Annotated in this window: 23 protein-coding genes; 7 read left to right on the top strand and 16 right to left on the bottom strand. The window is 64.7% G+C overall.

The annotated features are described in order from the left end of the window. Nucleotides 1-12: 12 nt before the first annotated feature. The 7 genes from FCT00_RS08455 to FCT00_RS08485 all read right to left on the bottom strand — a co-directional run bounded on the left by FCT00_RS08455 (nt 13) and on the right by FCT00_RS08485 (nt 5,498). The gene (locus FCT00_RS08455; protein ID WP_138422656.1) at nt 13-1,224 is read right to left on the bottom strand and encodes an acetyl-CoA C-acetyltransferase; all 1,212 of its coding nucleotides are present in this window, start codon (nt 1,222-1,224) and stop codon (nt 13-15) included. Nucleotides 1,225-1,249: 25 nt separating this feature from the next. Then, nucleotides 1,250-1,885, bottom strand: coding sequence for a glutathione S-transferase family protein (locus tag FCT00_RS08460; protein ID WP_138422657.1), 636 nt, complete (start codon nt 1,883-1,885; stop codon nt 1,250-1,252). Between the two features lie 115 nt (nt 1,886-2,000). Next, nucleotides 2,001-2,507: a hypothetical protein gene (locus FCT00_RS08465; RefSeq protein WP_138422658.1), complete on the bottom strand. Its 507-nt coding sequence runs from the start codon at nt 2,505-2,507 to the stop codon at nt 2,001-2,003. Between the two features lie 9 nt (nt 2,508-2,516). Next, entirely contained in the window at nt 2,517-2,729 is a 213-nt protein-coding gene (locus tag FCT00_RS08470) for a hypothetical protein (RefSeq protein ID WP_008335039.1), read from the bottom strand. A 25-nt stretch (nt 2,730-2,754) separates the two neighbouring features. Further along, on the bottom strand, nt 2,755-4,533 hold the full coding sequence (locus tag FCT00_RS08475; RefSeq protein ID WP_138422659.1) for an acyl-CoA dehydrogenase C-terminal domain-containing protein: 1,779 nt from the start codon (nt 4,531-4,533) through the stop codon (nt 2,755-2,757). A 52-nt stretch (nt 4,534-4,585) separates the two neighbouring features. Continuing rightward, nucleotides 4,586-4,984, bottom strand: a complete 399-nt coding sequence (locus FCT00_RS08480) for a MerR family transcriptional regulator (protein WP_040885885.1) — start codon at nt 4,982-4,984, stop codon at nt 4,586-4,588. A 121-nt stretch (nt 4,985-5,105) separates the two neighbouring features. After that, nucleotides 5,106-5,498: a MerR family transcriptional regulator gene (locus tag FCT00_RS08485; protein WP_138422660.1), complete on the bottom strand. Its 393-nt coding sequence runs from the start codon at nt 5,496-5,498 to the stop codon at nt 5,106-5,108. Nucleotides 5,499-5,684: 186 nt separating this feature from the next. Between FCT00_RS08485 and FCT00_RS08490 the strand changes: the two genes are divergently transcribed. From FCT00_RS08490 to FCT00_RS08500, 3 genes are read left to right on the top strand one after another with little or no spacing between them, the layout of a single operon-like run. Further along, entirely contained in the window at nt 5,685-6,143 is a 459-nt protein-coding gene (locus FCT00_RS08490) for a PaaI family thioesterase (RefSeq protein WP_008335046.1), read from the top strand. Further along, on the top strand, nt 6,140-6,643 hold the full coding sequence (locus FCT00_RS08495) for a PaaI family thioesterase (RefSeq protein ID WP_008335048.1): 504 nt from the start codon (nt 6,140-6,142) through the stop codon (nt 6,641-6,643). The genes FCT00_RS08490 and FCT00_RS08495 overlap by 4 nt, the downstream gene beginning before the upstream one ends. After that, nucleotides 6,636-7,952: an MATE family efflux transporter gene (locus FCT00_RS08500; RefSeq protein ID WP_138422661.1), complete on the top strand. Its 1,317-nt coding sequence runs from the start codon at nt 6,636-6,638 to the stop codon at nt 7,950-7,952. The genes FCT00_RS08495 and FCT00_RS08500 overlap by 8 nt, the downstream gene beginning before the upstream one ends. A 92-nt stretch (nt 7,953-8,044) precedes the next feature. On the opposite strand, the gene arsC is transcribed toward FCT00_RS08500, so the two are convergent. The 3 genes from arsC to FCT00_RS08515 are packed head-to-tail and all read right to left on the bottom strand — an operon-like array spanning nt 8,045 to nt 9,788. After that, nucleotides 8,045-8,392: an arsenate reductase (glutaredoxin) gene (gene arsC / locus FCT00_RS08505; protein ID WP_138422662.1), complete on the bottom strand. Its 348-nt coding sequence runs from the start codon at nt 8,390-8,392 to the stop codon at nt 8,045-8,047. Further along, a complete protein-coding gene (locus FCT00_RS08510; protein WP_138422663.1) occupies nt 8,389-9,453 on the bottom strand; it encodes a quinone-dependent dihydroorotate dehydrogenase in 1,065 nt (354 codons plus the stop codon). Before FCT00_RS08510 ends, arsC begins: the two co-directional genes overlap by 4 nt. Then, nucleotides 9,450-9,788, bottom strand: coding sequence for a DUF952 domain-containing protein (locus FCT00_RS08515; RefSeq protein WP_138422664.1), 339 nt, complete (start codon nt 9,786-9,788; stop codon nt 9,450-9,452). The genes FCT00_RS08510 and FCT00_RS08515 overlap by 4 nt, the downstream gene beginning before the upstream one ends. Nucleotides 9,789-9,994: 206 nt before the next feature. On the opposite strand from FCT00_RS08515, the gene FCT00_RS08520 reads away from it, so the two are divergent. From FCT00_RS08520 to FCT00_RS08530, 3 genes are all read left to right on the top strand, one after another. After that, the gene (locus FCT00_RS08520) at nt 9,995-11,563 is read left to right on the top strand and encodes a bifunctional metallophosphatase/5'-nucleotidase (RefSeq protein WP_138422665.1); all 1,569 of its coding nucleotides are present in this window, start codon (nt 9,995-9,997) and stop codon (nt 11,561-11,563) included. Nucleotides 11,564-11,658: 95 nt separating this feature from the next. Then, the gene (locus FCT00_RS08525; protein WP_008335063.1) at nt 11,659-11,967 is read left to right on the top strand and encodes a DnaJ family domain-containing protein; all 309 of its coding nucleotides are present in this window, start codon (nt 11,659-11,661) and stop codon (nt 11,965-11,967) included. A 15-nt stretch (nt 11,968-11,982) separates the two neighbouring features. Beyond that, nucleotides 11,983-12,624 (top strand): SOS response-associated peptidase, encoded by a 642-nt coding sequence (locus tag FCT00_RS08530; RefSeq protein ID WP_138422666.1) that lies wholly within the window; start codon nt 11,983-11,985, stop codon nt 12,622-12,624. Between the two features lie 152 nt (nt 12,625-12,776). On the opposite strand, the gene FCT00_RS08535 is transcribed toward FCT00_RS08530, so the two are convergent. The 6 genes from FCT00_RS08535 to FCT00_RS08560 form a co-directional block, all read right to left on the bottom strand. Continuing rightward, complete coding sequence (locus tag FCT00_RS08535) at nt 12,777-14,087, bottom strand: NAD(P)/FAD-dependent oxidoreductase (protein WP_171042942.1); 1,311 nt, start codon at nt 14,085-14,087, stop codon at nt 12,777-12,779. Then, entirely contained in the window at nt 14,084-15,439 is a 1,356-nt protein-coding gene (locus tag FCT00_RS08540) for a glutamine synthetase family protein (protein ID WP_138422668.1), read from the bottom strand. Before FCT00_RS08540 ends, FCT00_RS08535 begins: the two co-directional genes overlap by 4 nt. Next, nucleotides 15,439-16,248 (bottom strand): ABC transporter permease, encoded by an 810-nt coding sequence (locus FCT00_RS08545; RefSeq protein WP_008335070.1) that lies wholly within the window; start codon nt 16,246-16,248, stop codon nt 15,439-15,441. Before FCT00_RS08545 ends, FCT00_RS08540 begins: the two co-directional genes overlap by 1 nt. Continuing rightward, complete coding sequence (locus FCT00_RS08550) at nt 16,245-17,135, bottom strand: ABC transporter permease subunit (protein WP_008335072.1); 891 nt, start codon at nt 17,133-17,135, stop codon at nt 16,245-16,247. Before FCT00_RS08550 ends, FCT00_RS08545 begins: the two co-directional genes overlap by 4 nt. Continuing rightward, nucleotides 17,132-18,283, bottom strand: coding sequence for an ABC transporter ATP-binding protein (locus FCT00_RS08555; RefSeq protein WP_138422669.1), 1,152 nt, complete (start codon nt 18,281-18,283; stop codon nt 17,132-17,134). Before FCT00_RS08555 ends, FCT00_RS08550 begins: the two co-directional genes overlap by 4 nt. 63 nt (nt 18,284-18,346) lie before the next feature. Beyond that, nucleotides 18,347-19,432, bottom strand: coding sequence for a polyamine ABC transporter substrate-binding protein (locus tag FCT00_RS08560; RefSeq protein WP_138422670.1), 1,086 nt, complete (start codon nt 19,430-19,432; stop codon nt 18,347-18,349). Between the two features lie 141 nt (nt 19,433-19,573). On the opposite strand from FCT00_RS08560, the gene FCT00_RS08565 reads away from it, so the two are divergent. Then, nucleotides 19,574-20,254, top strand: coding sequence for a GntR family transcriptional regulator (locus tag FCT00_RS08565; RefSeq protein WP_171042943.1), 681 nt, complete (start codon nt 19,574-19,576; stop codon nt 20,252-20,254). Nucleotides 20,255-20,304: the final 50 nt, after the last annotated feature.

A 20,304-nucleotide genomic window follows, 5' to 3' on the forward strand; every position in this document is an offset into this window, starting at 1 on the left:
TGTCAGATCTCCTTACACGCGCTCGATGATCGTCGCGGCACCCATGCCGGAGGCGACGCAGAGAGTGGCGAGGCCCGTGCCCTTGCCGGTGCGCTCAAGCTCGTCGAGCAGAGTGCCGATGATGATCGCGCCGGATGCGCCAAGCGGGTGGCCCATCGCGATCGCGCCGCCGTTCACGTTGACCTTGGAGTGGTCGACGTCGAAGGCCTGCATGAAGCGCAACACGACCGCCGAGAAGGCCTCGTTCACCTCGAACAGGTCGATGTCGGAAATCGACATGCCGCTGTCGGCAAGGATCTTTTCGGTCGCGGGCACGGGGCCAGTGAGCATGATGGTCGGATCGGTGCCGATCTTGGCGGTCGCCTTGATCCGGGCGCGGGGTTTCAGCCCGTGCCGCTCGCCGAACGCCTTGTTGCCGATCAGGATCGCGGCGGAGCCGTCGACGATGCCCGACGAGTTGCCCGCGTGGTGCACGTGGTTGATCTTTTCCAGATGCGGGTACTTGAGCCTGGCGACCTTGTCGAAGCCCGGCATCACCTCGCCCAGATCCTTGAACGCGGGCTTGAGGCCGCCAAGGGCCTGCATGTCGGTGCCGCGGCGGATGTATTCGTCGTGGTCGAGGATCGGCAGGCCGTTCACGTCGCGGATGGTCACGAGCGTCTTGGCGAACCGGCCATCGTCCACGGCTTCGGCCGCGCGTTTCTGGCTTTCGACGGCGAGCATGTCGACGTCGTCGCGCGAGAACCCGTATTCGGTCGCGATGATGTCGGCCGAGATGCCCTGCGGGACGAAGTAGCTGTCCATCGCCACCGTCGGATCGACCGCAACGGCGGCCCCGTCGGAGCCCATCGAAACGCGGCTCATCATCTCGATCCCACCCGCGATATAGGCGTCGCCACCGCCGCCGCGCACCTGATTGGCGGCGAGGTTGACGGCTTCCATACCGCTGGCGCAGAAGCGGTTGATCGACAGGCCCGGAATGCGCTCGTCGAGGTCGGAGGCGAGCACGGTGGTCCGCGCAAGGCAGCCGCCCTGCTCGAACGCCTGCGTGGCGTTGCCCCAGATCACGTCTTCGACCGCATGGCCGTCGAGGTTCGAGCGTTCCTTGATCGCGTTCAGCATCTGCTTGCCGAGCGACACGGCGGTCACTTCGTGCAGGCTGCCGTCGGCACGTCCCTTGCCGCGCGGCGAACGCACGCTGTCGTAAATATAGGCTTCAGACATAGGTCTCCCTTTCGTCCTTTCGGTCTCAGGCCCGGTCGGCTGGCGAGCCGGGCATCAGGTCGTAGGGGTGTTTCCACCCCGGCGTTTCGGAAATGCGGTCGAGCCAGGCCGAGATCGCGGGGTAGTCCGCACGCTCGAACCCGAAGGGCTCGGGGTAGTAGAGGTAGGCGCAGCAACTTATGTCGGCCATCGTCAGGCGGTCGCCCACCAGCCAGTCGCGGGTGGCGAGTTCCGCTTCGAGCACGCCGAGCGCGGCCTTGCAGCGGCCCTGCATGAAGGCGATGACATCCGCGTTGCGGTGTTTTTCCGGCAGGAAGTTCATCAGGAAGCGGGTGACGCCGAACTGGCTCGACCCCTTGTGGTTGTCCCAGAACTGCCAGCGCAGGATTTCGCGCCGCTCGGCGGGGTCGTCCGACCAGAACTTGCCGGTCTTTTCCACGATCCAGTCCTGAATGGCGCCCGACTGCGACAGCTTCATGTCGCCGTCGACCAGCACCGGCGCTTCGCCCATCGGGTTGATGTCCTTGTAGGCGTCCGAGCGGGCCTCGCCGTTGAAGAAATCGACGAAGACCGGCTCCCAGTCGATGCCTGCGAGTTCCATCGCCAGCGCGGCCTTGTAGGAATTGCCGCTTTCTCCGAAGCAGTAGAGCTTCACCGTCATGTCCGTTGTCCTCCCGTTCGTTCTCTTTCGCAGGGTCGGACCGGGGGGCCAGCCCCCCGGACCCCCCGAGGTTTTCTGAAACAGAGAAGGGGCGGGCCCTTCCGCAGCGCGCGGCCTAGTTCGGCAGGCGCACGTTCGAGAAAGCGGGGTAGACCGCCTTTACGATGTTGAGCTGCTGTTCCTGTTCGATGCGGATCAGATACCACTTGCCCTCTTCCTGAAGGGCGAGCGTGTAGCTGTTCATCGTCTGGCGGCCTTCCGGACCCTTCACGGTGGTGCGCGTCGGGATGAAGGCATAGTCCATGCCGCCCGAGGTGGTGCCGGTGGTCATCCGGTTCGTGTTCATGTTGAACCGCTCGACCGTCACGTCGCCCATGAACACCGACATCTGGCGCGCCATGGTTGCGGGCAGTTCGGCGGCCGGAATGCCGATCTGCTGGGCCATGTAGTTCAGCATCTTCGGCGGCATGGCGTTCAGCACGCCTTCGAAGTTCTTGCCGCGGAAATCGGCGTCAAAGCTTGCGATCGCGCTTTCGACGGCGGCTTTGTCGGAAGTGTCGAAGGCGACGGCCGACAAGGGTAGGGCGGTCGCGATGGCGGCGGCGGCGAGTATGCGTTTCATGGGTCCTCCTCAGCGTTTTCGGTCGTCCAGCTCGGCATTGAACAGCCTGAGCCGGTGGGCCAGCGCGTCGCTATCCGTCACGCTGTCGAAATGTTCGAACAGGAAGGACAGCGCCTCGCCCTCGTCGAGCCCAGCGTCGCGCGCGAAGCTCTTGAGTTTCCGATACCCGTCCTCGGTCATGGCGACCGGGAAGCGGCGGGTCAGTCGGAAGCGTTTGGGCATGTGGCTCTGTCCTCCCCAGGTTCGATCAGAACGCCTCGGCTGCCAGTTCCATGACCGGCTCGGCGCCGCTTTCGATGCGCGCGAGGTGCATCTTGGTCGCCGGCAGCTGGCGCTTCATGTAGTAACGGCCCGTGGCGAGCTTCGTTTCATAGAACGCCGCGTCATCGGTGCCCGCGTCAAGCGCCTCGTGCGAGGCTTTCGCCATGGTGGCCCACATGAAGCCCAGAACGACGTGACCGAACATGGTCATGAAGTCGTAGGAGCCGGCGAGCGCGTGGTTCGGGTTTTTCATGCCGTTCTGCATGAAGAACATGGCCGCGCCCTGAAGGTCTTTCGAGGCATCCTTGAGCGGGTCGAGGAAGTCGGCCTTGAGCGCCTCGTTGCCCTCGTTCTCCTTGATGAACGACTTGATCATCTCGAAGAAGCCCATGACATGCTTGCCGCCGTCTTGCGCGAGCTTGCGGCCCACGAGGTCGAGCGCCTGAATGCCGTTGGCGCCTTCGTAGATCATGGCGATGCGGCTGTCGCGGACGAACTGGGACATGCCCCATTCCTCGATATAGCCGTGGCCGCCGAAGACCTGCTGGGCCTGAACCGCGCTTTCCAGACCCTTGTCGGTGAGGAAGCCCTTGAGCACCGGGATGATGAGCGAGACAAGGCCCTCGGCCTCTTCGTCGCCGTTGCGCTGCGAGCGGTCGATGAGTTCGGCGGACCACAGGACGAACGCGCGGGCGCCTTCGATGAACGACTTCTGATCCAGAAGCGCGCGGCGGATGTCAGGGTGCACGATGATCGGGTCGGCGGGTTTGTCGGGCGCTTCGACGCCGGTCACCGCGCGGCCCTGAAGCCGGTCACGGGCGTATTCCAGCGCGTTCTGGTAGGCGGCGGTCGCCTGACCCAGACCCTGCACGCCGACGCCCAGACGGGCCTCGTTCATCATGGTGAACATGGCGCGCATCCCCTTGTGCTCGGTGCCGAGCAGGTAACCGGTCGCCTCGTCGTAGTTCATGACGCAGGTGGCATTGCCGTGGATGCCCATCTTCTCTTCCAGAGCGCCGACCGACACGCCGTTGCGTTCCCCGAGCGAGCCGTCTTCCTTCACGAGGAACTTGGGCACGATGAAGAGCGACACGCCCTTGATGCCGTCGGGGCCGCCGGGAATTTTCGCCAGCACGAGGTGGATGACGTTCTCGGACATATCGTGATCGCCGGCGGAGATGAAAATCTTCTGCCCGCTGATCTTGTATGTCCCGTCTTCCTGCGGCTCGGCCTTGGTGCGCATGAGGCCCAGATCGGTGCCGGAATGCGGCTCGGTCAGGTTCATGGTCCCGGTCCACTGGCAGGTCACCATGTTGGGGAGGTAGGTCTGCTTCTGCTCGTCCGTGCCGTGGGCATGGATCGCGGAGTAAGCACCGTGGGTCAGGCCCTGGTACATGTTGAACGCCATGTTCGACGCGGTGAGGAATTCACCGACCGCCGAGCCGATCACGTGGGGCAGGCCCTGACCGCCGTATTTCGGGTCGCAGTCGAGACCGGTCCAGCCACCGTCGCGCACCTGATCGAAGGCGTCCTTGAAGCCGGTGGGCGTGCGCACGACGCCGTTCTCGAGCTTGCAGCCTTCGAGATCGCCGACGCGGTTCAGCGGCGCCAGCACTTCGGACGAGATCTTGGCGGCCTCTTCCAGAATGGCCGAGGTGAAGCTCGGGTCCAGTTCGTCGTAGCCGGGAACGTCCTTGGTTTCGACCTTCATCACGTCGTGCAGAAGAAAGGCCATATCGCGGGTGTCGGGGGTGTAGCTGGGCATGTTCTCTCCCTTTATCGTCCTGTAAACGATGCCGTTTTTCGTGGAAGGGCGGTTATTCCGCCGCTTCGTCCTGTTCCATCGAGGCAAGCATGTTGCGGCCCCATTCCAGCTGGTCGGCCAATTCGCGAATGGCCTCGTCCAGCTCCGCGCGCTGGGCCTTGAGCTCGTTCAGATGCGTCTCGGCCAGCGTGATGGTGCGGGTGTATTGCGTCAGTTGCTGATCGCCCACGTCGTAGAGGTCGAGAAGCTGACGGATTTCTTCGAGCGGAAAGCCGAAACGCTTGCCACGAAGGATCAGCTTCAGCCGTGCACGATCGCGGCGGGTGAACAGGCGTTTCTGACCTTCGCGGATCGGCGACAGCAGTTCCTTCTGCTCATAAAACCGGAGCGTCCGGGCCGTCACGCCGAAATGGTCACACATCTCGCGAATGGTCATGAGATCGTCGGTCATGCCAAACTCCAAAAGTTGTTCGTGGACGTCACATAGGACGCCGCACATCGGAATTCAGCAAAAGATTACGTTTACGTCAACGTAACGTGGCGTAACAACGTGGTGAGGTCCGCCGGACCGCTTATTTCATGGCTCGCGCGACCTGATCGCGCATGTCCTGAAGCTCTTCGCGCGCGGTCTGAAGCTCGCGAATCTGCTCGTCCAGCACACCGAGCTGGCGGTCGGCCATCTCGACCCAGACCTTGTTCTGCGCCTCGGTGCCCTCTTCATCGTAGATCAAAAGGAACTGGCGGCATTCTTCCAGCGAGAAGCCCCAACGGCGGCCGCGGATGATAAGCGTCATGCGCGCGACTTCACGTGGGCTATACCAGCGCGTGCGCCCTTCTTTCTCGGGTTCGAGCAGTTCGATATATTCGTAATAGCGCAGCGTGCGCGGCGTCACGTCGAACTTCTCGCACATCTCCTTGAACGACAGGAGGTCGCCTTTCGCCTCGGGCGTGTCTTTCATCTTCATGGCCGTCGCTGGATTGTCCTCACTCTGACGCAGGGTAACGCCGGAATCGGGGAACGTCCAGTCATTTCGCTTTGCGGAATTGTATTTCATTTATGACGCATCCATCCGAGCCCATGCACGAAATTCCCCGCTCGGCCCTTGTAAGTGCGACCGCCTGCGCGAATAAACGAGAAAAACGGAGACACGATGGACCGCAAGAAAAAAGCCCAGCTTGTCCGCCATTTCACCGAGGCGATTCCCTATTCCAAGGCGTTGTCGATGTATCTCGAGGAACTGGGCGAGGGGGATGCCGTCATCTCGATGCCCTATGACGCGCGGTTCGTCGGTGATCCGACGACGGGTGTCATCCACGGCGGCGCGGTGTCGGCGCTGATGGATACGACGGGCGGGGCGGCGGTCATGAGCCACCCGGACGCCCCCCTCGTCACCGCGACACTCGACCTGAGGATCGACTACATGCGCGCGGCCACGCCGGGTCAGCGGATCGTGTGCCGGGCCGAGTGCTACCACGTGACGCGCTCGGTCGCCTTCATGCGCGCCGTGGCGCATGACGACGATGCCGACAACCCGATCGCGACCGCCACGGGCGCCTTCACGGCGGACGGCGGGAAACCGTCGGTCGCGACGCCGGGAGCGCCGACATGAAGCGCCCCGAACCGGTTCAAGTCGTCAAGGAACGGCGCGATGCGGCCCTGTCCGCGCTGGTGGAGCAGGTGCCCTACATCGGCTTTCTGGGGATTCACTTCGACCGGCGCGGCGACGAACTGACCGCCGTGCTGCCCTATACCGAAACCCTGATCGGCAATCCCGCCCTACCGGCGATCCACGGCGGCGTCACGGCATCGTTTCTGGAGGTGACCTCGATCATCGAACTGGGCTGGGCGCTTATGTGGGAGGAGATCGAGAGCGGCGAACGCACCATCGAAGACCTCACGCCGAGTTCCATGCCCCGTCTGCCCAAGACCATCGACTTCACCGTCGACTACCTCAGGTCGGGCCTGCCGCGCGACGCCTATGCCCGCGCGCGCATCAATCGATCGGGGCGTCGCTACGCCAGCGTCCATGTCGAGGCATGGCAAGACAATCGCTCGCGCCTGTTCGCGCAGGCCACCGGGCATTTCCTGATGCCCGCACGGGATGGTTGAGACAGCGCAGGCCATCACGCACCAGCGGGTTCTGAAAATCGCAGTGCCCGTGGTGGCGGCGAACGTCACGGTGCCGATCCTCGGCGCCGTCGACACGGGGGTCGTCGGGCAATTGGGCGAGGCCGCGCCGATCGGGGCCGTCGGGATCGGGGCGATCATCCTGACAGCGATCTACTGGGTCTTCGGTTTCCTCAGGATGGGGACGGCGGGGCTGGCAAGTCAGGCACTGGGGGCCGGCGACCGGGGAGAGCTCGCCGCGATCCTGACCCGCGTGCTGATGATCGGCTTCGCGGGCGGTGCTGCCGTCATCCTGTTGCAGATCCCGCTGTTCTGGGCGTCGTTCCAGTTCGCGCCCGCCTCGGATCAGGTCGAGGCGCTCGCCCGCGATTACATGGGCATCCGCGTCTGGTCGGCCCCTGCCATGATCGCGCTGTATGGCGTCATGGGCTGGCTCATCGCACAGGAGCGGACGGCGTCGGTGCTGGTGGTGCAACTGACCATGAACGGCATCAACATCGTGTTCGACCTGCTGTTCGTCCTCGGCTTCGACTGGGGCGTGCAGGGGGTGGCGGTGGCGACCCTGATCTCGGAATGGTCGGGTCTGGCGCTGGGGCTCTGGCTGTGCCGAGCCGCCTTTCGGGTGCCGGACTGGCGCGACTGGGCGCGGGTGCTGGACCGGGCGCGGCTCGTGAGCATGGCACGGGTCAACACCGACATCCTGATCCGGTCCCTGCTGCTCGAAGTGATGATCGTGAGTTTCATGTTCATGGGCGCGCGGTTCGGTGACGTGGCACTGGCGGCGAACCAGGTGCTACTCCAGTTCCTGCACGTGACGGCCTATGCGATGGATGGCTTCGCCTTCGGGGCCGAGGCGCTGGTCGGGCAGGCGCTGGGCGAACGCAATCGCGCGGCACTCAGACGGGCGGCCGTGGTGTCGTCGATCTGGGGGGCGGTGATCGTCGTGCTGCTGGCCGGGATGTTCCTCGTGGCCGGGGGCGTCGTCATCGACATCATGGCGACGGACGAAGGCGTGCGGCAGGCGGCGCGCGATTACCTGCCGTGGATGGTGCTGGCGCCGATCATCGGCTGGCTGCCGTGGATGATGGACGGCATTTTCATAGGCGCCACGCGGACGGCGGACATGCGCAACATGATGGTGGTGTCGCTGGCCGTCTACGGGCTCGCGGCGGTGCTGCTGGTCCCGGCCTTCGGCAACCATGGCCTGTGGGCCGCCTACATTATCTCATATGCCGCGCGCGGCGTGACGCTGGCGGCGCGGTATCCGGCGTTGGAAAGAAGTGCAGGCTGACGCCCGCGCAGGGTTTGCGCCGACCTGCCTGCGGCCGGTCGACGCGATGCGGGGCCAGCCCCGCACCCCGAGGTTTCTGGAAACAGAGAAGATCAGAGGATGTCGAGCACCTGTTCCGGCGGGCGGCCGAGCCGCGCCTTGCCGTTCGCGAAGACGATGGGGCGTTCGATGAGTTTCGGCGTGGCGGCCATGGCGGCGATCAGGCTGGCCTCGTCGCTGTCTTTCGACAGGCCTTGCGCCTTGAATTCCGGCTCCTTCGTGCGCATCGCCTGAAGCGCAGTGAGGCCGAGGGCGGCGAGGGCCGCGCGGATCTCGTCCTCGGACGGGGCGTCTTCGAGATATTTGCGCACCGTCGGCGCGATCCCACGTTCTTCGATCAGGGCCAGCGTTTCGCGCGACTTCGTGCAGCGCGGGTTGTGCCAGATGGTGACGTCGCTCATAGCCAGTTCTCCGTTTCCGTGCCGATAGCGGTCGAGATGTGGTCGTGTCCGTCGGCGGCGAGCATCCGGTCGAGCCCGCGCGCGATGTCGTCCACGAGGCTCAGGCCCTGATAGGCCAGCGCCGAGTAAAGCTGGATCGCATGGGCGCCGGCCTTGATCTTGGCATAGGCGTCTTCTGGCGACGAGATGCCGCCGACGCCGACAAGCGGCAGGTGGCCGCCGGTCAGCTTGGCGAGGCGGGCCAGCGTGCGCGTGGACTTTTCGAACAATGGGGCACCGGAAAGGCCGCCTTTTTCGTTCTGGCTTGCACTTTTCAGATCTTCGCGGTCGAGCGTGGTGTTGGTGGCGATGATCGCGTCGAGCTTCACCTCCTGCGCCACCTGCGCGATTTCCGCGACCTCGGCTTCGGTCAGATCGGGCGCGATCTTGAGGAAGACCGGGATGATCTTGTCCATCCCCTGCCGGGCGTCCATCACGCCCGACAGAAGCGCGCGGAGCGCCTCGGCCCCTTGCAGGTCGCGCAGCTTCTCGGTGTTGGGCGACGAGACGTTGACGGTGACGAAATCCACCACCGGGCCGCAGCGTTCGAGCACCTGCACGTAGTCGCCCGCGCGGTCGGCGCTGTCCTTGTTGGCGCCGAGGTTCAGGCCCACGGGGACGCGCGTCTTGCGGTTTCGCTTGGTCAGACGGGCAAAGGCCGCGTCCATCCCGTCGTTGTTGAAGCCGAAGCGGTTGATGACCGCGCGATCTTCGGACAGGCGGAACATGCGCGGTTTCGGATTTCCGGGCTGGGGGCGCGGCGTGATCGCGCCGACCTCGACGAACCCGAACCCGGCCTGCGTCAGGGCATCGACCACCTCGGCGTTCTTGTCGTAGCCCGCCGCGAGCCCCACGGGGTTGGCAAGGTCCAGCCCAGCGACGTGGCAGGCGATGCGGGGCGAGGTGAAGGTGCCGGGCAGGGGCACCACCCCCGCTTTCATCGCCGTCAGCGCCAGCCGATGCGCGCGCTCGGGGTCGACCCGGTGCAGGGCGAACAACCCGACCCGTTCGACGAGGTTCATCGCACGTCCGCCGGAAGTTCGTGGCCGGTCTCGCCGAGCGGATAGGGTTTGGCCCAGACCACGTCTGTCGCGTCCAGCTTGCGGTAAAGATGCGGGAACAGGGCCCCGCCGCGCGACGGCTCCCACCTGAGCGTGTCGCCGAGCGCCTCGGTGTTGAAGGCGACGATCATCAGCCCGTCCTCGTTCGCGAAATGCTTCGCCGCCGTCTCGGCCACCTGATCGGCGGTTGAGAAATGGATGTAGCCGTCGGTGACGTCGATCGGCGCACCGTCGGTTTCGCCGGCGTCCTGATAGGATTGCCATTCATCTGCGCGGAATATCTTGTAGATCAGCATGACCGTCCCTTGCCGCGCGGGCGAGGTCTGGTCAAGGGGGGCCGACGCGCGGAGGCTGGCCGATGCCTGCGACGAGGGCAGATGCGCCTTTTACACGGGCGTCATGCAGATTTGGCAAGTGAGACGGGCGCTTGCCTTTGACAGGGGGCGCGACTCGTCACAATCTGACCGGATAGTCAAAACATAACGATACAGGGAGACACCCCATGAAACGCGTCCTCGGCTCTGCCGCCGTGCTCGCTCTGTCCTCCGGCATGGCCTGGGCGGATTTCAACCTCACCATTCTGCACACCAACGACTTCCACGCCCGGTTCGAGCCGGTCAGCAAGTACGACTCTGGCTGTTCGGCGGAAGACAACGACGCGGGCGAATGCTTCGGCGGCTCGGCGCGGCTTGTCACGGCCATCGAAGAGGCCAAGGGCCGGGCCGAGAACTGGCTGCTCGTCGATGGTGGCGATCAGTTTCAGGGCACGCTGTTCTACACCTATTACAAGGGTGCGCTGGCGGCCGAGATGATGAACAAGATGGGCTATGACGGGATGACCGTCGGCAACCACGAGTTCGACGACGGCCCCGAAGTGCTGGCCGGGTTCATGGATGCGGTGAATTTCCCCGTGCTCATGTCCAACGCGGATGTGTCGGGCGAGGAATTGCTGGCCGACAAGCTGATGAAATCGACGGTGATCGAGAAGGGCGGCGAGAAGATCGGCCTGATCGGCCTGACCCCCATCGACACCGATGAGCTGTCGTCGCCGGGCAAGAACATCATCTTCACCGATCCGTCCGACGCGGTGCAGGGCGAAGTGGACCGGCTGACCGAAGAGGGCGTGAACAAGATCATCGTTCTCAGCCACTCGGGCTATGGCGTCGATCAGACGGTGGCCGAGAACACCACCGGCGTCGACGTGATCGTGGGCGGCCACACCAACACGCTGCTGGGCGACATGGACGGGGCGGCTGGCCCCTATCCAACCGTGGTGAACGGGGTTCAGATCGTATCGGCCTATGCCTATGGCAAGTTTCTGGGCGAACTCAACGTGACCTTCGATGACGAGGGCAACGTGACGGCGGCGTCCGGTGCGCCGCTGGTCATGGACGCGGCCGTGACCGAGGACGAGGCGACCAAGAGCCGGATCGCCGAAGCCGCCGCGCCGCTGGACGAGATCCGCAACAAGGTGGTTGCCGAAGCCTCGGCCGCCATCGACGGGTCGCGCGACACCTGCCGGGCGGGCGAATGCCAGATGGGCAACCTCGTCGCCGAAGCGATGCTCGACCGGGTCGCGGATCAGGGTGTGACCATCGCGATCACCAACGGCGGTGGCTTGCGCGCGTCCATCGACGCGGGCGAGGTGACGATGGGCGAGGTTCTGACGGTGCTGCCGTTCCAGAACACGCTGTCGACCTTCGAGACGACGGGGGCGAACATCGTCGCCGCGCTCGAGAACGGTGTGAGCCAGGTCGAAGAGGGCGCGGGCCGTTTCCCGCAGGTCGCGGGCCTTCAGTTCACCTGGGATCCGGAGGCCGAGCCGGGCAGCCGGATCGTCGACGTCTATGTCGCCTCCGGCATGGACTGGGAACCGATCGACCCGGAGGAGACATATCTCGCCGTGACGAACAACTACGTGCGCAACGGCGGGGACGGCTATTCGGTGTTCGAAGGGGCGGCCAATGCCTATGACTTCGGGCCGGACCTGGCCGACGTGACGGCGGAATACCTCGCCGCGATGGGGCCTTACGAGCCCTTCACCGACGGACGGATCAAGACCGCCGAATAAGGCGTGTGACGTGACGGGAGCCTCCGCCGGGTGACCGGCGGGGGCTTTCTTTTTGCGCGCCTGCGCCTATCTTTGTCAGCGAAAGGATCACGCGCATGGATCATCCCCTCATGGACCTCATCTCGGCCAAGATCGCCGAGGCCGAGAAGAACGGCGAGTTCGACAACCTGCCGGGCGCGGGCAAGCCGCTGCCGCCCGAGGACGACCCGGAAAACGCGCTCCTGCGCCGTGTGATGCAGGAGAACAACGCGGTGCCGCCCTTCATCGCGCTGGGCCGCGAGTTGGAAAAGCTGCGTGAGGAGTTGCGCCAGACCACGGATGCCGTGTCGCGCAAGGACATCATGAAAGAGATGTCGATGATGGAGGCGCGGATCGCCATCGCCCGCAAGGGCTGGACCGGCTGATCCATGTGCGGGCGCATGGCCAACACCTTGCCGCATGACGCGGTGGCCAAGCTTTTCGACGCCGTGCCGGCGAACGCGCTGCCGCAACTTCCCGATTACAACATCTGCCCGACGCAGGACGTGGCCGTGGTCACGCAGGAGGAGGGCCGGCGCTATCGCCCGATGCGCTGGGGCTTCGTGCCGGTCTGGTACAAGAAGCTGAACGACGGGCCGCTCCTGATCAACGCGCGGTCCGAAACGGTGGCCGAGAAGCCCGCGTTCCGAAAGGCGGTGCGGGAGCGGCGCTGTCTGGTGCCGGTTTCGGGCTTTTACGAATGGTTGCGCGAGGGCGACGAGAAACTGCCGCATTACTTTCACCGCGCCGATGGCGAACCGCTGGTCATGGCCGGGATCTGGCAGGAGTGGGGGGAGGACGGTCTGCCCACGCTCGCCGTGCTCACCACCGAGGCGAACGCGCTGATGGCGCCGATCCACAACCGTATTCCGGTGGTGATCGAGCAGGACGACTGGGGCAAGTGGCTGGGCGAAGAGGGGCACGGGGCCGCGACGCTCATGCAGGCGCCGGGCGAAGACGTGCTGACCTATCACCGGGTGGACAAGGCCGTGAATTCGAACCGCGCCTCGGGGCCCGCGCTGATCGAACCACTGGCCGCGTGACCTGACGGAGCGGGCTTGCGCCCGCGCTCTCAGATATGAGGGGTGAACCCCTCAAACACCCCGTTTATCGTTGAGGGGTGAACCCCTCAAACACCCCGTGCGAGAGGGCCAGCCCTCTCGCGCTCTCCCGAGGTTTCCCGAAACAGAGAAGATCAGAGCGCGTCGCGGATCGCGGCGAGCGGGTAGCCCAGGCGCAGGATGTTGCGGCGCAGGGGGGCGAGCGGGAAGGGGGTGAGCGGCGTGCGCATCGGTGCCGGGCGGATGTCGTCGCCCAGCATGAGGTGCGCGGCGGCGTGGCCGGACCATGTGCCCATCGCGACGCCGTTGCCGTGGTAGGCCATGGCGGCAAGGGCGCTGGGATCGCCGCCGATTTCGGTGACGTGGGGCATCAGATCGCGGGAATAGGCGAGGAGGCCGGACCATGTATGGGGAATGTCGACGTGACGCCATGCGGGGAACATGGCGTGGAAATGGGCGAGCAGGCGGCGGTTGGTGCGGGTCTCGGCGCGGGCTGTGGCGCGGATGCCGCCGCGCATTCCGAACAGAAAGCGCCCGTCGGACATCAGCCGGAAATAGTGGAGTAGACTGCGTGCGTCATAGGCCATGAGGTCCGAGGTCCAGCCCTGCGCCGCCAGTTCGGCTTGGGTGAGGGGGCGCGTGACGAGCACGTTGGACTGGATCGGCAGGACGGGGGCGCGCAGCGGGCCGAGCCGTTCCTGCGTGTAGCCGTTGGTCGCGACGAGGATACGATTGGCGGTGAGTGTTCCGGCGGGTGTGGTCAGGTGCCAGCGGTCCCCGGACTTGTCGAGGCTCTGGACCGGGCTTTGGCCGTAAATCCGTGCCCCCGCCGCGCGGGCGGCATGGGCGAGCCCGGTGACATAGGCCCCGGCGTCGAGGCCGAAGCCCTTACGCAGGTGAAGGCCCGCGTGAAAGCCGGGGCCGCCGAGACCGCGCGCGTCGAGGTCCGCTTTCGAGAGCACTTGGGCGGGCAGGCCCTGCGCCTCGCAGGCGCGGGCCTCGTCCGCGAACGTCTTGGCCGCGCGGGCGGAGTGGGCCAGCAGCACCTCGCCGTCCGAATGACGCTGGACGTCGAGGGCGTGCCGTTCGATCAGGGCCGAGACGTGGTCGATGGCCACGAGTTGCGTGTTGAGGAACGCCCGGGCGCCATCGGTCCCGAACCGTTTCGTCAGCATTGCGTCGGGCAGGGCCGTGCCGCCGATGCAGCAGAACCCGCCGTTGCGCCCCGACGCGCCCCAACCGGGCACCTGTGCTTCGAGGACCGTGACGCAAACGCCCGCCTCGGCCAGCGTGAGGGCGGCCGACAGGCCCGTGAAGCCCGCGCCGATGATCGCCACATCCGCCGCGCCCTCGCCCGAGAAACCCGGCCAGTCGCGGTCGATCCCCCATGCGCACTTCGCGCGTGGCGCTTCGGTATAGGCACGCGCTTCGTAAAGGTGGCTCACAGCCGCCCGAGATAGGTGCGGTATTCGATCTGGCTGATCGCGGTGGTGAGCTGAGAAATCTCGTCCCGGCGCACGGCGGCGTAGATGTCGCGGTAGCCCGGCAGGAACATCTCGTCCGCCACATCGCTTTCCGCGAAACATTCGACGGCGGTGTACCAGTCCGAGGTCAGCGGGTCCGAGAACTGCCCGTTCTGTTCGTCGAGCGGGGCGGGCAGCGGCAGGTCCGGGTGGTCGAGACCGTAGAGCATCCCGCCGAGCACGCCCGCGACGACGAGGTAAGGATTGGCATCCGCGCCCGCGATCCTGTGTTCGAGCCGCGCGCCGGGGCCTTCGACCTCGGGCAGGCGGACGGCGGCGGCGCGGTTGTCCATGCCCCAGTCGGGCGTGTGCGGCGCGAAGCTGCCGGGCTGGAAGCGGCGGTAGCTGTTCATATGCGGGGCGAAGATCGCCTGAAGGTCATCCATCGTGTCGAGCACGCCTGCGACCGCCTGTTTCAAGAGCGGCGAGGGGTCTTCGGTGCCCGCGTCGAAGATGTTCTTGCCTTCCGCGTCCACGACCGAGACGTGCACGTGCATCCCGTTGCCGGGGTAGTCGGCATAGGGTTTCGCCATGAAGGTGGCAGACATGCCATGCTTGCGCGCCACCCCGCGCACGAGGCGGCGGAAGTAGAGCGCGTCGTCGGCGGCGGCCATCACGTTGTCGGTGTGGTGGAAATTCACCTCGAACTGGCCGGGGCCGTATTCCGCGATGAGCGTGTCCGGGGTCATCCCCTGATCCCACGCCGCGTCGAGAATGTCGTCGAGGATCGCCTGCGTGCGGTCGAGCACGTCGAGGTCGAAATTCTGCGCGGTGGGCGAACGGTCCGGCGGGATCGGCGCGTCGTTCATGTCTTCGCGCGGCTTGTAGAGATAGAATTCAAGCTCGGTCGCGACCACGGGTGTCAGACCGCGCGCGGCATAGCGTTCCAGCACGTTTTCAAGCTGACGGCGCGGGGAATAGGGCGCGACCTCATCGTTCTCGTCATGCATTTCGCACAGCACCTGCGCCACGCTGCCGCCCGAGGCCGAGGCCCACGGGACCGGGCGCAGCGACCCGGGAACCGGGAAGAGGTGCCCGTCGGGGTCGCCGATGGCGATGCCGAGGCCGGTATCCTCGACCTCTTCGCCAAGGATGTTGGGCGCATAGGTCGACAGCGGCATCCGCACGCCGCCCTTGGCCAGCTTTTCCTCATCGTCGCCGGGCAGCCATTTGCCACGCAGGATCGCGTTGATGTCGCACATCATCAGTTCGACGCGTTCAGGGCGCCCGTGCTCGGCGCAGAAGGCCGCGTATTCGTCGAGGAAGTCTTTCATCACATCACTGCGTTTTCTTCGCGCTTGCGGCGGACCACCGCGCGTTTGGTCGAGATCGAGAAGGTGATCACGCCGATTGTTACGAACCCGATCAGGATCGAGGAGAGTGCGTTGATTTCCGGGCTGACGCCCAGACGCACGGCCGAGAAGATCTTGATCGGAAGGGTCGTGGAGGACGGACCCGAGGTGAACGAGGCGATCACGAGGTCGTCCAGAGACAGGGTGAAGCCAAGCAGCCAACCGGATACCACCGCCGGTGCGATGATCGGAAGCGTTACGCTGCGGAAGGCATCCCACGGCGTGCAGCCGAGGTCGAGCGCGGCCTCCTCCAGCGAGCGGTCGAAGCTGACGAGGCGGGAGGATACGACGACGGCCACGTAACACATGGCGAAGGTCGTGTGGGCGAGGATGATGGTGAGCATCCCCCGGTCGAGCCCGACGGCGATGAAGAGGAGCAGGAGCGACAGGCCCAAGATCACGTCGGGCATGACGAGCGGGGCATAGATCATGCCGGAGAACAGCGTCTTGCCGAAGAACTTGCCGCCGCGCACCAGCACGTAAGCGGCCGCCGTGCCGAGGATCGTGGCCAGCGTCGACGAAAACACCGCGACGCGCAGGGTGACCCATGCGGCGTCGAGGAAGGCCTCGTTGCGGAACAGCTCGCCGTACCATTTGGTCGAGAAGCCCGCCCAGACCGTCACCAGTTTGGATTCGTTGAACGAATAGACCACGAGGATGATCATGGGCATGTAGAGGAACGCGAAGCCGATGGTCAGGGAGGTCGCGTTGAACCAGCTCAGACGTCTCATCCCTCGGCCTCCCGCTGTTTCTCCTCGTTGCGCTGGAACAGCACGATGGGGATCACGAGGATGGCGAGCAGGATCACCGCCACCGCCGAGGCCACGGGCCAGTCGCGGTTCGAGAAGAACTCCTCCCACAGCACCTTGCCGATCATCAGGGTCTGCGAGCCGCCCAGAAGCGCCGGGATCACGAATTCGCCCATGACCGGGATGAAGACGAGGAAACAGCCCGCGATGATCCCGTTGCGCGACAGCGGGAAGGTGACGAGCCAGAATGCCTGAAACCGGGTGCAGCCAAGGTCTTCGGCCGCTTCCAGAAGCGAGCCGTCGAGCTTTTCCAGCGCCGAATACAGCGGGAGCACCATGAAGGGCAGGTAGGTATAGACGATGCCGATATAGACCGCGGTGGGCGTGTTCAGGATCGTGAGCGGTTCGTCGATCACCCGGATCAGCATCAGGAACTGGTTCAGCAGCCCCTCGTTGGCGAGGATCGCTTTCCACGAATAGACGCGGATCAGGAAGGACGACCAGAACGGCAGGATGACCAGCATCATCAGGGTCGGGCGCCATTCGTCGGGCGCGCGGGCCATGCCGTAGGCCAGCGGGTAGGCGACGCAGAGCGTGAGGAAGGTCGACAGGAGCGCGATGCGCAAGGACGACAGGTAGGCTTTCCAGTAAAGGTCGTCGGTCGTCAGGAACTTGAAATTGTCGAGGTCGAGTTGCGACAGGAAATCCTTGATCCCCGCCCATCCCTGACTGAGGTCGAGGTTCGGGGTATAGGGCGGGATCGCAAGGGCGATATCGGACAGGCTGATCTTTATGACGATCAGGAACGGCACCAGAAACAGCGCGATCAGCCACGAATAGGGCAGGAGGATGAGCGCGGCGCGTCTCATTCCGAAAGCACCACGCCCGCCGACGACCGAAAGCCCAGCCAGACCGTATCTTCCCACGTGTAGTCGCGGCGCGAGATGCGGCTGGCGTTGGTCATGGTCGCCTTGACCATCTGACCCCCCGGCAATTCCACGTGATAGGTCGACAGGTTGCCCAGATAGCCGATATCGATGATCTTGCCCTGCATCGCGTTGGCGCGGTCTTCGGGCGGGTCTTGTGTCACGACGATCTTTTCGGGGCGGATCGCAAAGGTGACTTTGGCCCCCTCGGCGATCTCATGTTCGCATTCCGTCACTTTGATCGGGTCCACGCCCTCGGCATAGGTGATTTCGTAAGCATGCTCACCTGTTTTGGCGGCCATGCCTTCGATCAGGTTCACGTCGCCGATGAAGTCGGCGACGTAGACCGAATTCGGGGTTTCATAGATCGCGGGCGGCGTATCAACTTGCTTGATGACGCCCGCGTCCATCACCGCCACGCGGGAGGCGACCGTCATCGCCTCTTCCTGATCGTGGGTCACGATGACGAAAGTGGTGCCGGTCTTTTCCTGAATGTCCATAAGCTCGAACTGCGTCTCTTCGCGCAGCTTCTTGTCGAGCGCACCCAAGGGTTCGTCGAGGAGCAGCAGCTTCGGCGCCTTGGCGAGCGAACGGGCCAGCGCCACGCGCTGCCGTTGACCGCCGGAAATCTGGTGCGGCTTGCGCTTGGCGAAGCGTTCGAGCCGCGTGAGGCGCAGCATCTCGTTCACGCGGTCCGGGATCTGCTCTTTCGGCATGTCCGAGCGTTTCAGGCCGAAGGCGATGTTGTCGTAAACGGACAAGTGAGGGAACAGCGCGTAACTTTGAAACATCATGTTCACGGCGCGCAGGTTCGGGGGCACGTTCGCCATGTCCTGACCGCCGATCTCGATCCTGCCTTCGGTCGGGTTCTCGAAGCCCGCCAGCATCCGCATCATCGTGGTCTTGCCGCAGCCCGAGGGACCGAGCAGCGCGAAGAATTCGCGCTCGTAGATGTCGAGTGTCAGGTCGTCGATCGCGGTGAAGTCGCCGAAGCGTTTCGTGACGTTCCTGAACCGGATCAGCGGCACGGCGTCCGGGTCGGTCCACGGCGCGAACACGGTCGTGTTCGGCTTGCTGTTAGGTTCGGCCATCTGTCCCCCGAGGCAGAAAGGAAAACCCCCCGCGCTCTTGGCGGCGCGGGGGGCAGGTCAGGTTCAGGTGCCCGACTTGATCTTGGTCCAGAGGCGCGTCACGACCCGCTGCACGTCCGCCGGATAGGGCGTCGTGGTGAACAGGTTGTCCAGCGTCTCTTCGCTCGGGTAGATCGCCGGATCGCCGATCACGTCTTCGAGCAGGAACTCCTGCGACGCCTTGTTGCCGTTGGCGTAGTAGACGTAGTTCGACGCGGCGGCCATGTTCTGCGCGTCCATGATGAAGTTCAGGAACTTGTGCGCGCCTTCCGGGTTCGGGGCGTCGACCGGAATGGCCATCTGGTCGAACCACATCTGGGCGCCTTCCTTCGGCACGACGTATTCGATCACGTTGCCATTGTCGGCTTCGGCGGCGCGGTCGCGGGCCTGAAGGATATCGCCCGACCAGCCGACCGCGACGCAGATGTCACCGTTGGCCAGCGCCTCGATGTACTCGGACGAATGGAACTTCTGGATGTAGGGCGCGATGCCCGAATAGACCTCTTCGACCTTGGCGATCACGTCGGGGTCGTGGCTGTCGGGGTCTTCACCGATGTAGTTCAGGGCCGCCGGGATCATTTCGGCGGGCGCGTCGAGGAAGTGGACGCCGCATTCGGCGAGCTTTTCCATGTTCGCGGGGTCAAAGACGAGCGCCCAGCTATCGGTCGGGGCGTCGTCGCCCAGAACCTCGGCCACCTTGCCGGTGTTGATGCCGATGCCGGTGGTGCCCCACATGTAGTTGATCGCGTATTCGCCACCGGGGTCGTACTTGTCGGTGCGGGTCGAAACCACGTCCCACATGTTCTCGATGTTGGGCAGTTGTGTCTTGTCGAGCTTCTGGAAGGCGCCGGCGCTGATCTGGCGCTGAAGGAAGGTGCCGGTCGGCACCACCACGTCATAGCCGGACCCGCCCGCGAGCATCTTGGTCTCGAGCACTTCGTTCGAGTCGAACACGTCGTAGATCAGGTCGATGCCCGTCTCTTCCTCGAACTTGGTCAGAAGCTCTTCGTCGATATAGTCCGACCAGTTGTAGACCCGCACCTCTTCGGCCATCGCGCTCCCTGCGATCAGCGCGAAGCTGGCGGTCATGGTCACCCATGTGGTTTTCATTTTCGTCTCCCTTGTTGGACTCTGGTCCGATTTTCGCGTTATTTGATCAAAAGTGACTGTTGTCGGCAAGCCGGTCAAGCGCAAGCCCTTCCGGTGATCGGGGTTGAGACTATCGGCCAAGCCGCCAAACGCAATGGCCAGATGCCTGGCGCCAGAGGAATTGATGTGAACGCTTCGACCGAGAAATTGCCCGACCACGAACGCGCTTACCGGGCGCTGCGCGACATGATCCTTCATGGCGAACTGGCGCCGGGGCAGGCGGTCACGATTCAGGGGCTGGTCGAAACGCTTGGTCTGGGCATGACCCCGGTGCGCGAGGCGATCCGGCGGCTTACGTCGCGGGGTGCGCTGGAGTTCAAGGGCAACCGCCGCGTGTCGGTGCCGGAGATGGACGCGGCCACCTATGACGAGCTTGCCTTCGTGCGCCTGTCGGTGGAGCCGGAACTGGCGCGCCGCGCCGTTGAAAATCTGGACGACACCGCGATCCGCGAGCTCGAGGCGCTGGATGCGCGGGTCGATGACGCCATCGAACGCGGAGACGTGCGCGATTACCTCGAGGCCAACCGGCTGTTCCATACGCGGCTGTATCAGGCATCGGGGGCGGACGTGCTGCTCCAGATATCCGAGATGCTCTGGCTGCGTTCCGGCCCGTCCTTGCGCGTCATGCTGGGGCGCGCGGGCACAGCCAACCTCCCCGACAAGCACCGCGAGGCGCTGGCGGCGATGCGGGCGGGCGATGCCGATGCCTGCGCCGAGGCGATCCGGGGCGACATCTTGCAGGGGATCAAGCAGGTGACCTCGACCCTCAGTGATGCCGGATGATGACGCGGCCTTCGCGTTGACAGTCCAAAATTTGATCATATTGTGAACGC

This window comes from Maritimibacter alexandrii (genome assembly GCF_005871115.1).
Classification (GTDB): Bacteria; Pseudomonadota; Alphaproteobacteria; order Rhodobacterales; family Rhodobacteraceae; genus Maritimibacter; species Maritimibacter alkaliphilus.

Coding starts and splice junctions, on each gene's coding strand:
- FCT00_RS08455 (WP_138422656.1), bottom strand. CDS start 1,224: ATGTCTGAAGCCTATATTTACGACAGCGTGCGTTCGCCGCGCGGCAAG.
- FCT00_RS08460 (WP_138422657.1), bottom strand. CDS start 1,885: ATGACGGTGAAGCTCTACTGCTTCGGAGAAAGCGGCAATTCCTACAAG.
- FCT00_RS08465 (WP_138422658.1), bottom strand. CDS start 2,507: ATGAAACGCATACTCGCCGCCGCCGCCATCGCGACCGCCCTACCCTTG.
- FCT00_RS08470 (WP_008335039.1), bottom strand. CDS start 2,729: ATGCCCAAACGCTTCCGACTGACCCGCCGCTTCCCGGTCGCCATGACC.
- FCT00_RS08475 (WP_138422659.1), bottom strand. CDS start 4,533: ATGCCCAGCTACACCCCCGACACCCGCGATATGGCCTTTCTTCTGCAC.
- FCT00_RS08480 (WP_040885885.1), bottom strand. CDS start 4,984: ATGACCGACGATCTCATGACCATTCGCGAGATGTGTGACCATTTCGGC.
- FCT00_RS08485 (WP_138422660.1), bottom strand. CDS start 5,498: ATGAAGATGAAAGACACGCCCGAGGCGAAAGGCGACCTCCTGTCGTTC.
- FCT00_RS08490 (WP_008335046.1), top strand. CDS start 5,685: ATGGACCGCAAGAAAAAAGCCCAGCTTGTCCGCCATTTCACCGAGGCG.
- FCT00_RS08495 (WP_008335048.1), top strand. CDS start 6,140: ATGAAGCGCCCCGAACCGGTTCAAGTCGTCAAGGAACGGCGCGATGCG.
- FCT00_RS08500 (WP_138422661.1), top strand. CDS start 6,636: ATGGTTGAGACAGCGCAGGCCATCACGCACCAGCGGGTTCTGAAAATC.
- arsC (WP_138422662.1), bottom strand. CDS start 8,392: ATGAGCGACGTCACCATCTGGCACAACCCGCGCTGCACGAAGTCGCGC.
- FCT00_RS08510 (WP_138422663.1), bottom strand. CDS start 9,453: ATGAACCTCGTCGAACGGGTCGGGTTGTTCGCCCTGCACCGGGTCGAC.
- FCT00_RS08515 (WP_138422664.1), bottom strand. CDS start 9,788: ATGCTGATCTACAAGATATTCCGCGCAGATGAATGGCAATCCTATCAG.
- FCT00_RS08520 (WP_138422665.1), top strand. CDS start 9,995: ATGAAACGCGTCCTCGGCTCTGCCGCCGTGCTCGCTCTGTCCTCCGGC.
- FCT00_RS08525 (WP_008335063.1), top strand. CDS start 11,659: ATGGATCATCCCCTCATGGACCTCATCTCGGCCAAGATCGCCGAGGCC.
- FCT00_RS08530 (WP_138422666.1), top strand. CDS start 11,983: ATGGCCAACACCTTGCCGCATGACGCGGTGGCCAAGCTTTTCGACGCC.
- FCT00_RS08540 (WP_138422668.1), bottom strand. CDS start 15,439: ATGAAAGACTTCCTCGACGAATACGCGGCCTTCTGCGCCGAGCACGGG.
- FCT00_RS08545 (WP_008335070.1), bottom strand. CDS start 16,248: ATGAGACGTCTGAGCTGGTTCAACGCGACCTCCCTGACCATCGGCTTC.
- FCT00_RS08550 (WP_008335072.1), bottom strand. CDS start 17,135: ATGAGACGCGCCGCGCTCATCCTCCTGCCCTATTCGTGGCTGATCGCG.
- FCT00_RS08555 (WP_138422669.1), bottom strand. CDS start 18,283: ATGGCCGAACCTAACAGCAAGCCGAACACGACCGTGTTCGCGCCGTGG.
- FCT00_RS08560 (WP_138422670.1), bottom strand. CDS start 19,432: ATGAAAACCACATGGGTGACCATGACCGCCAGCTTCGCGCTGATCGCA.
- FCT00_RS08565 (WP_171042943.1), top strand. CDS start 19,574: ATGCCTGGCGCCAGAGGAATTGATGTGAACGCTTCGACCGAGAAATTG.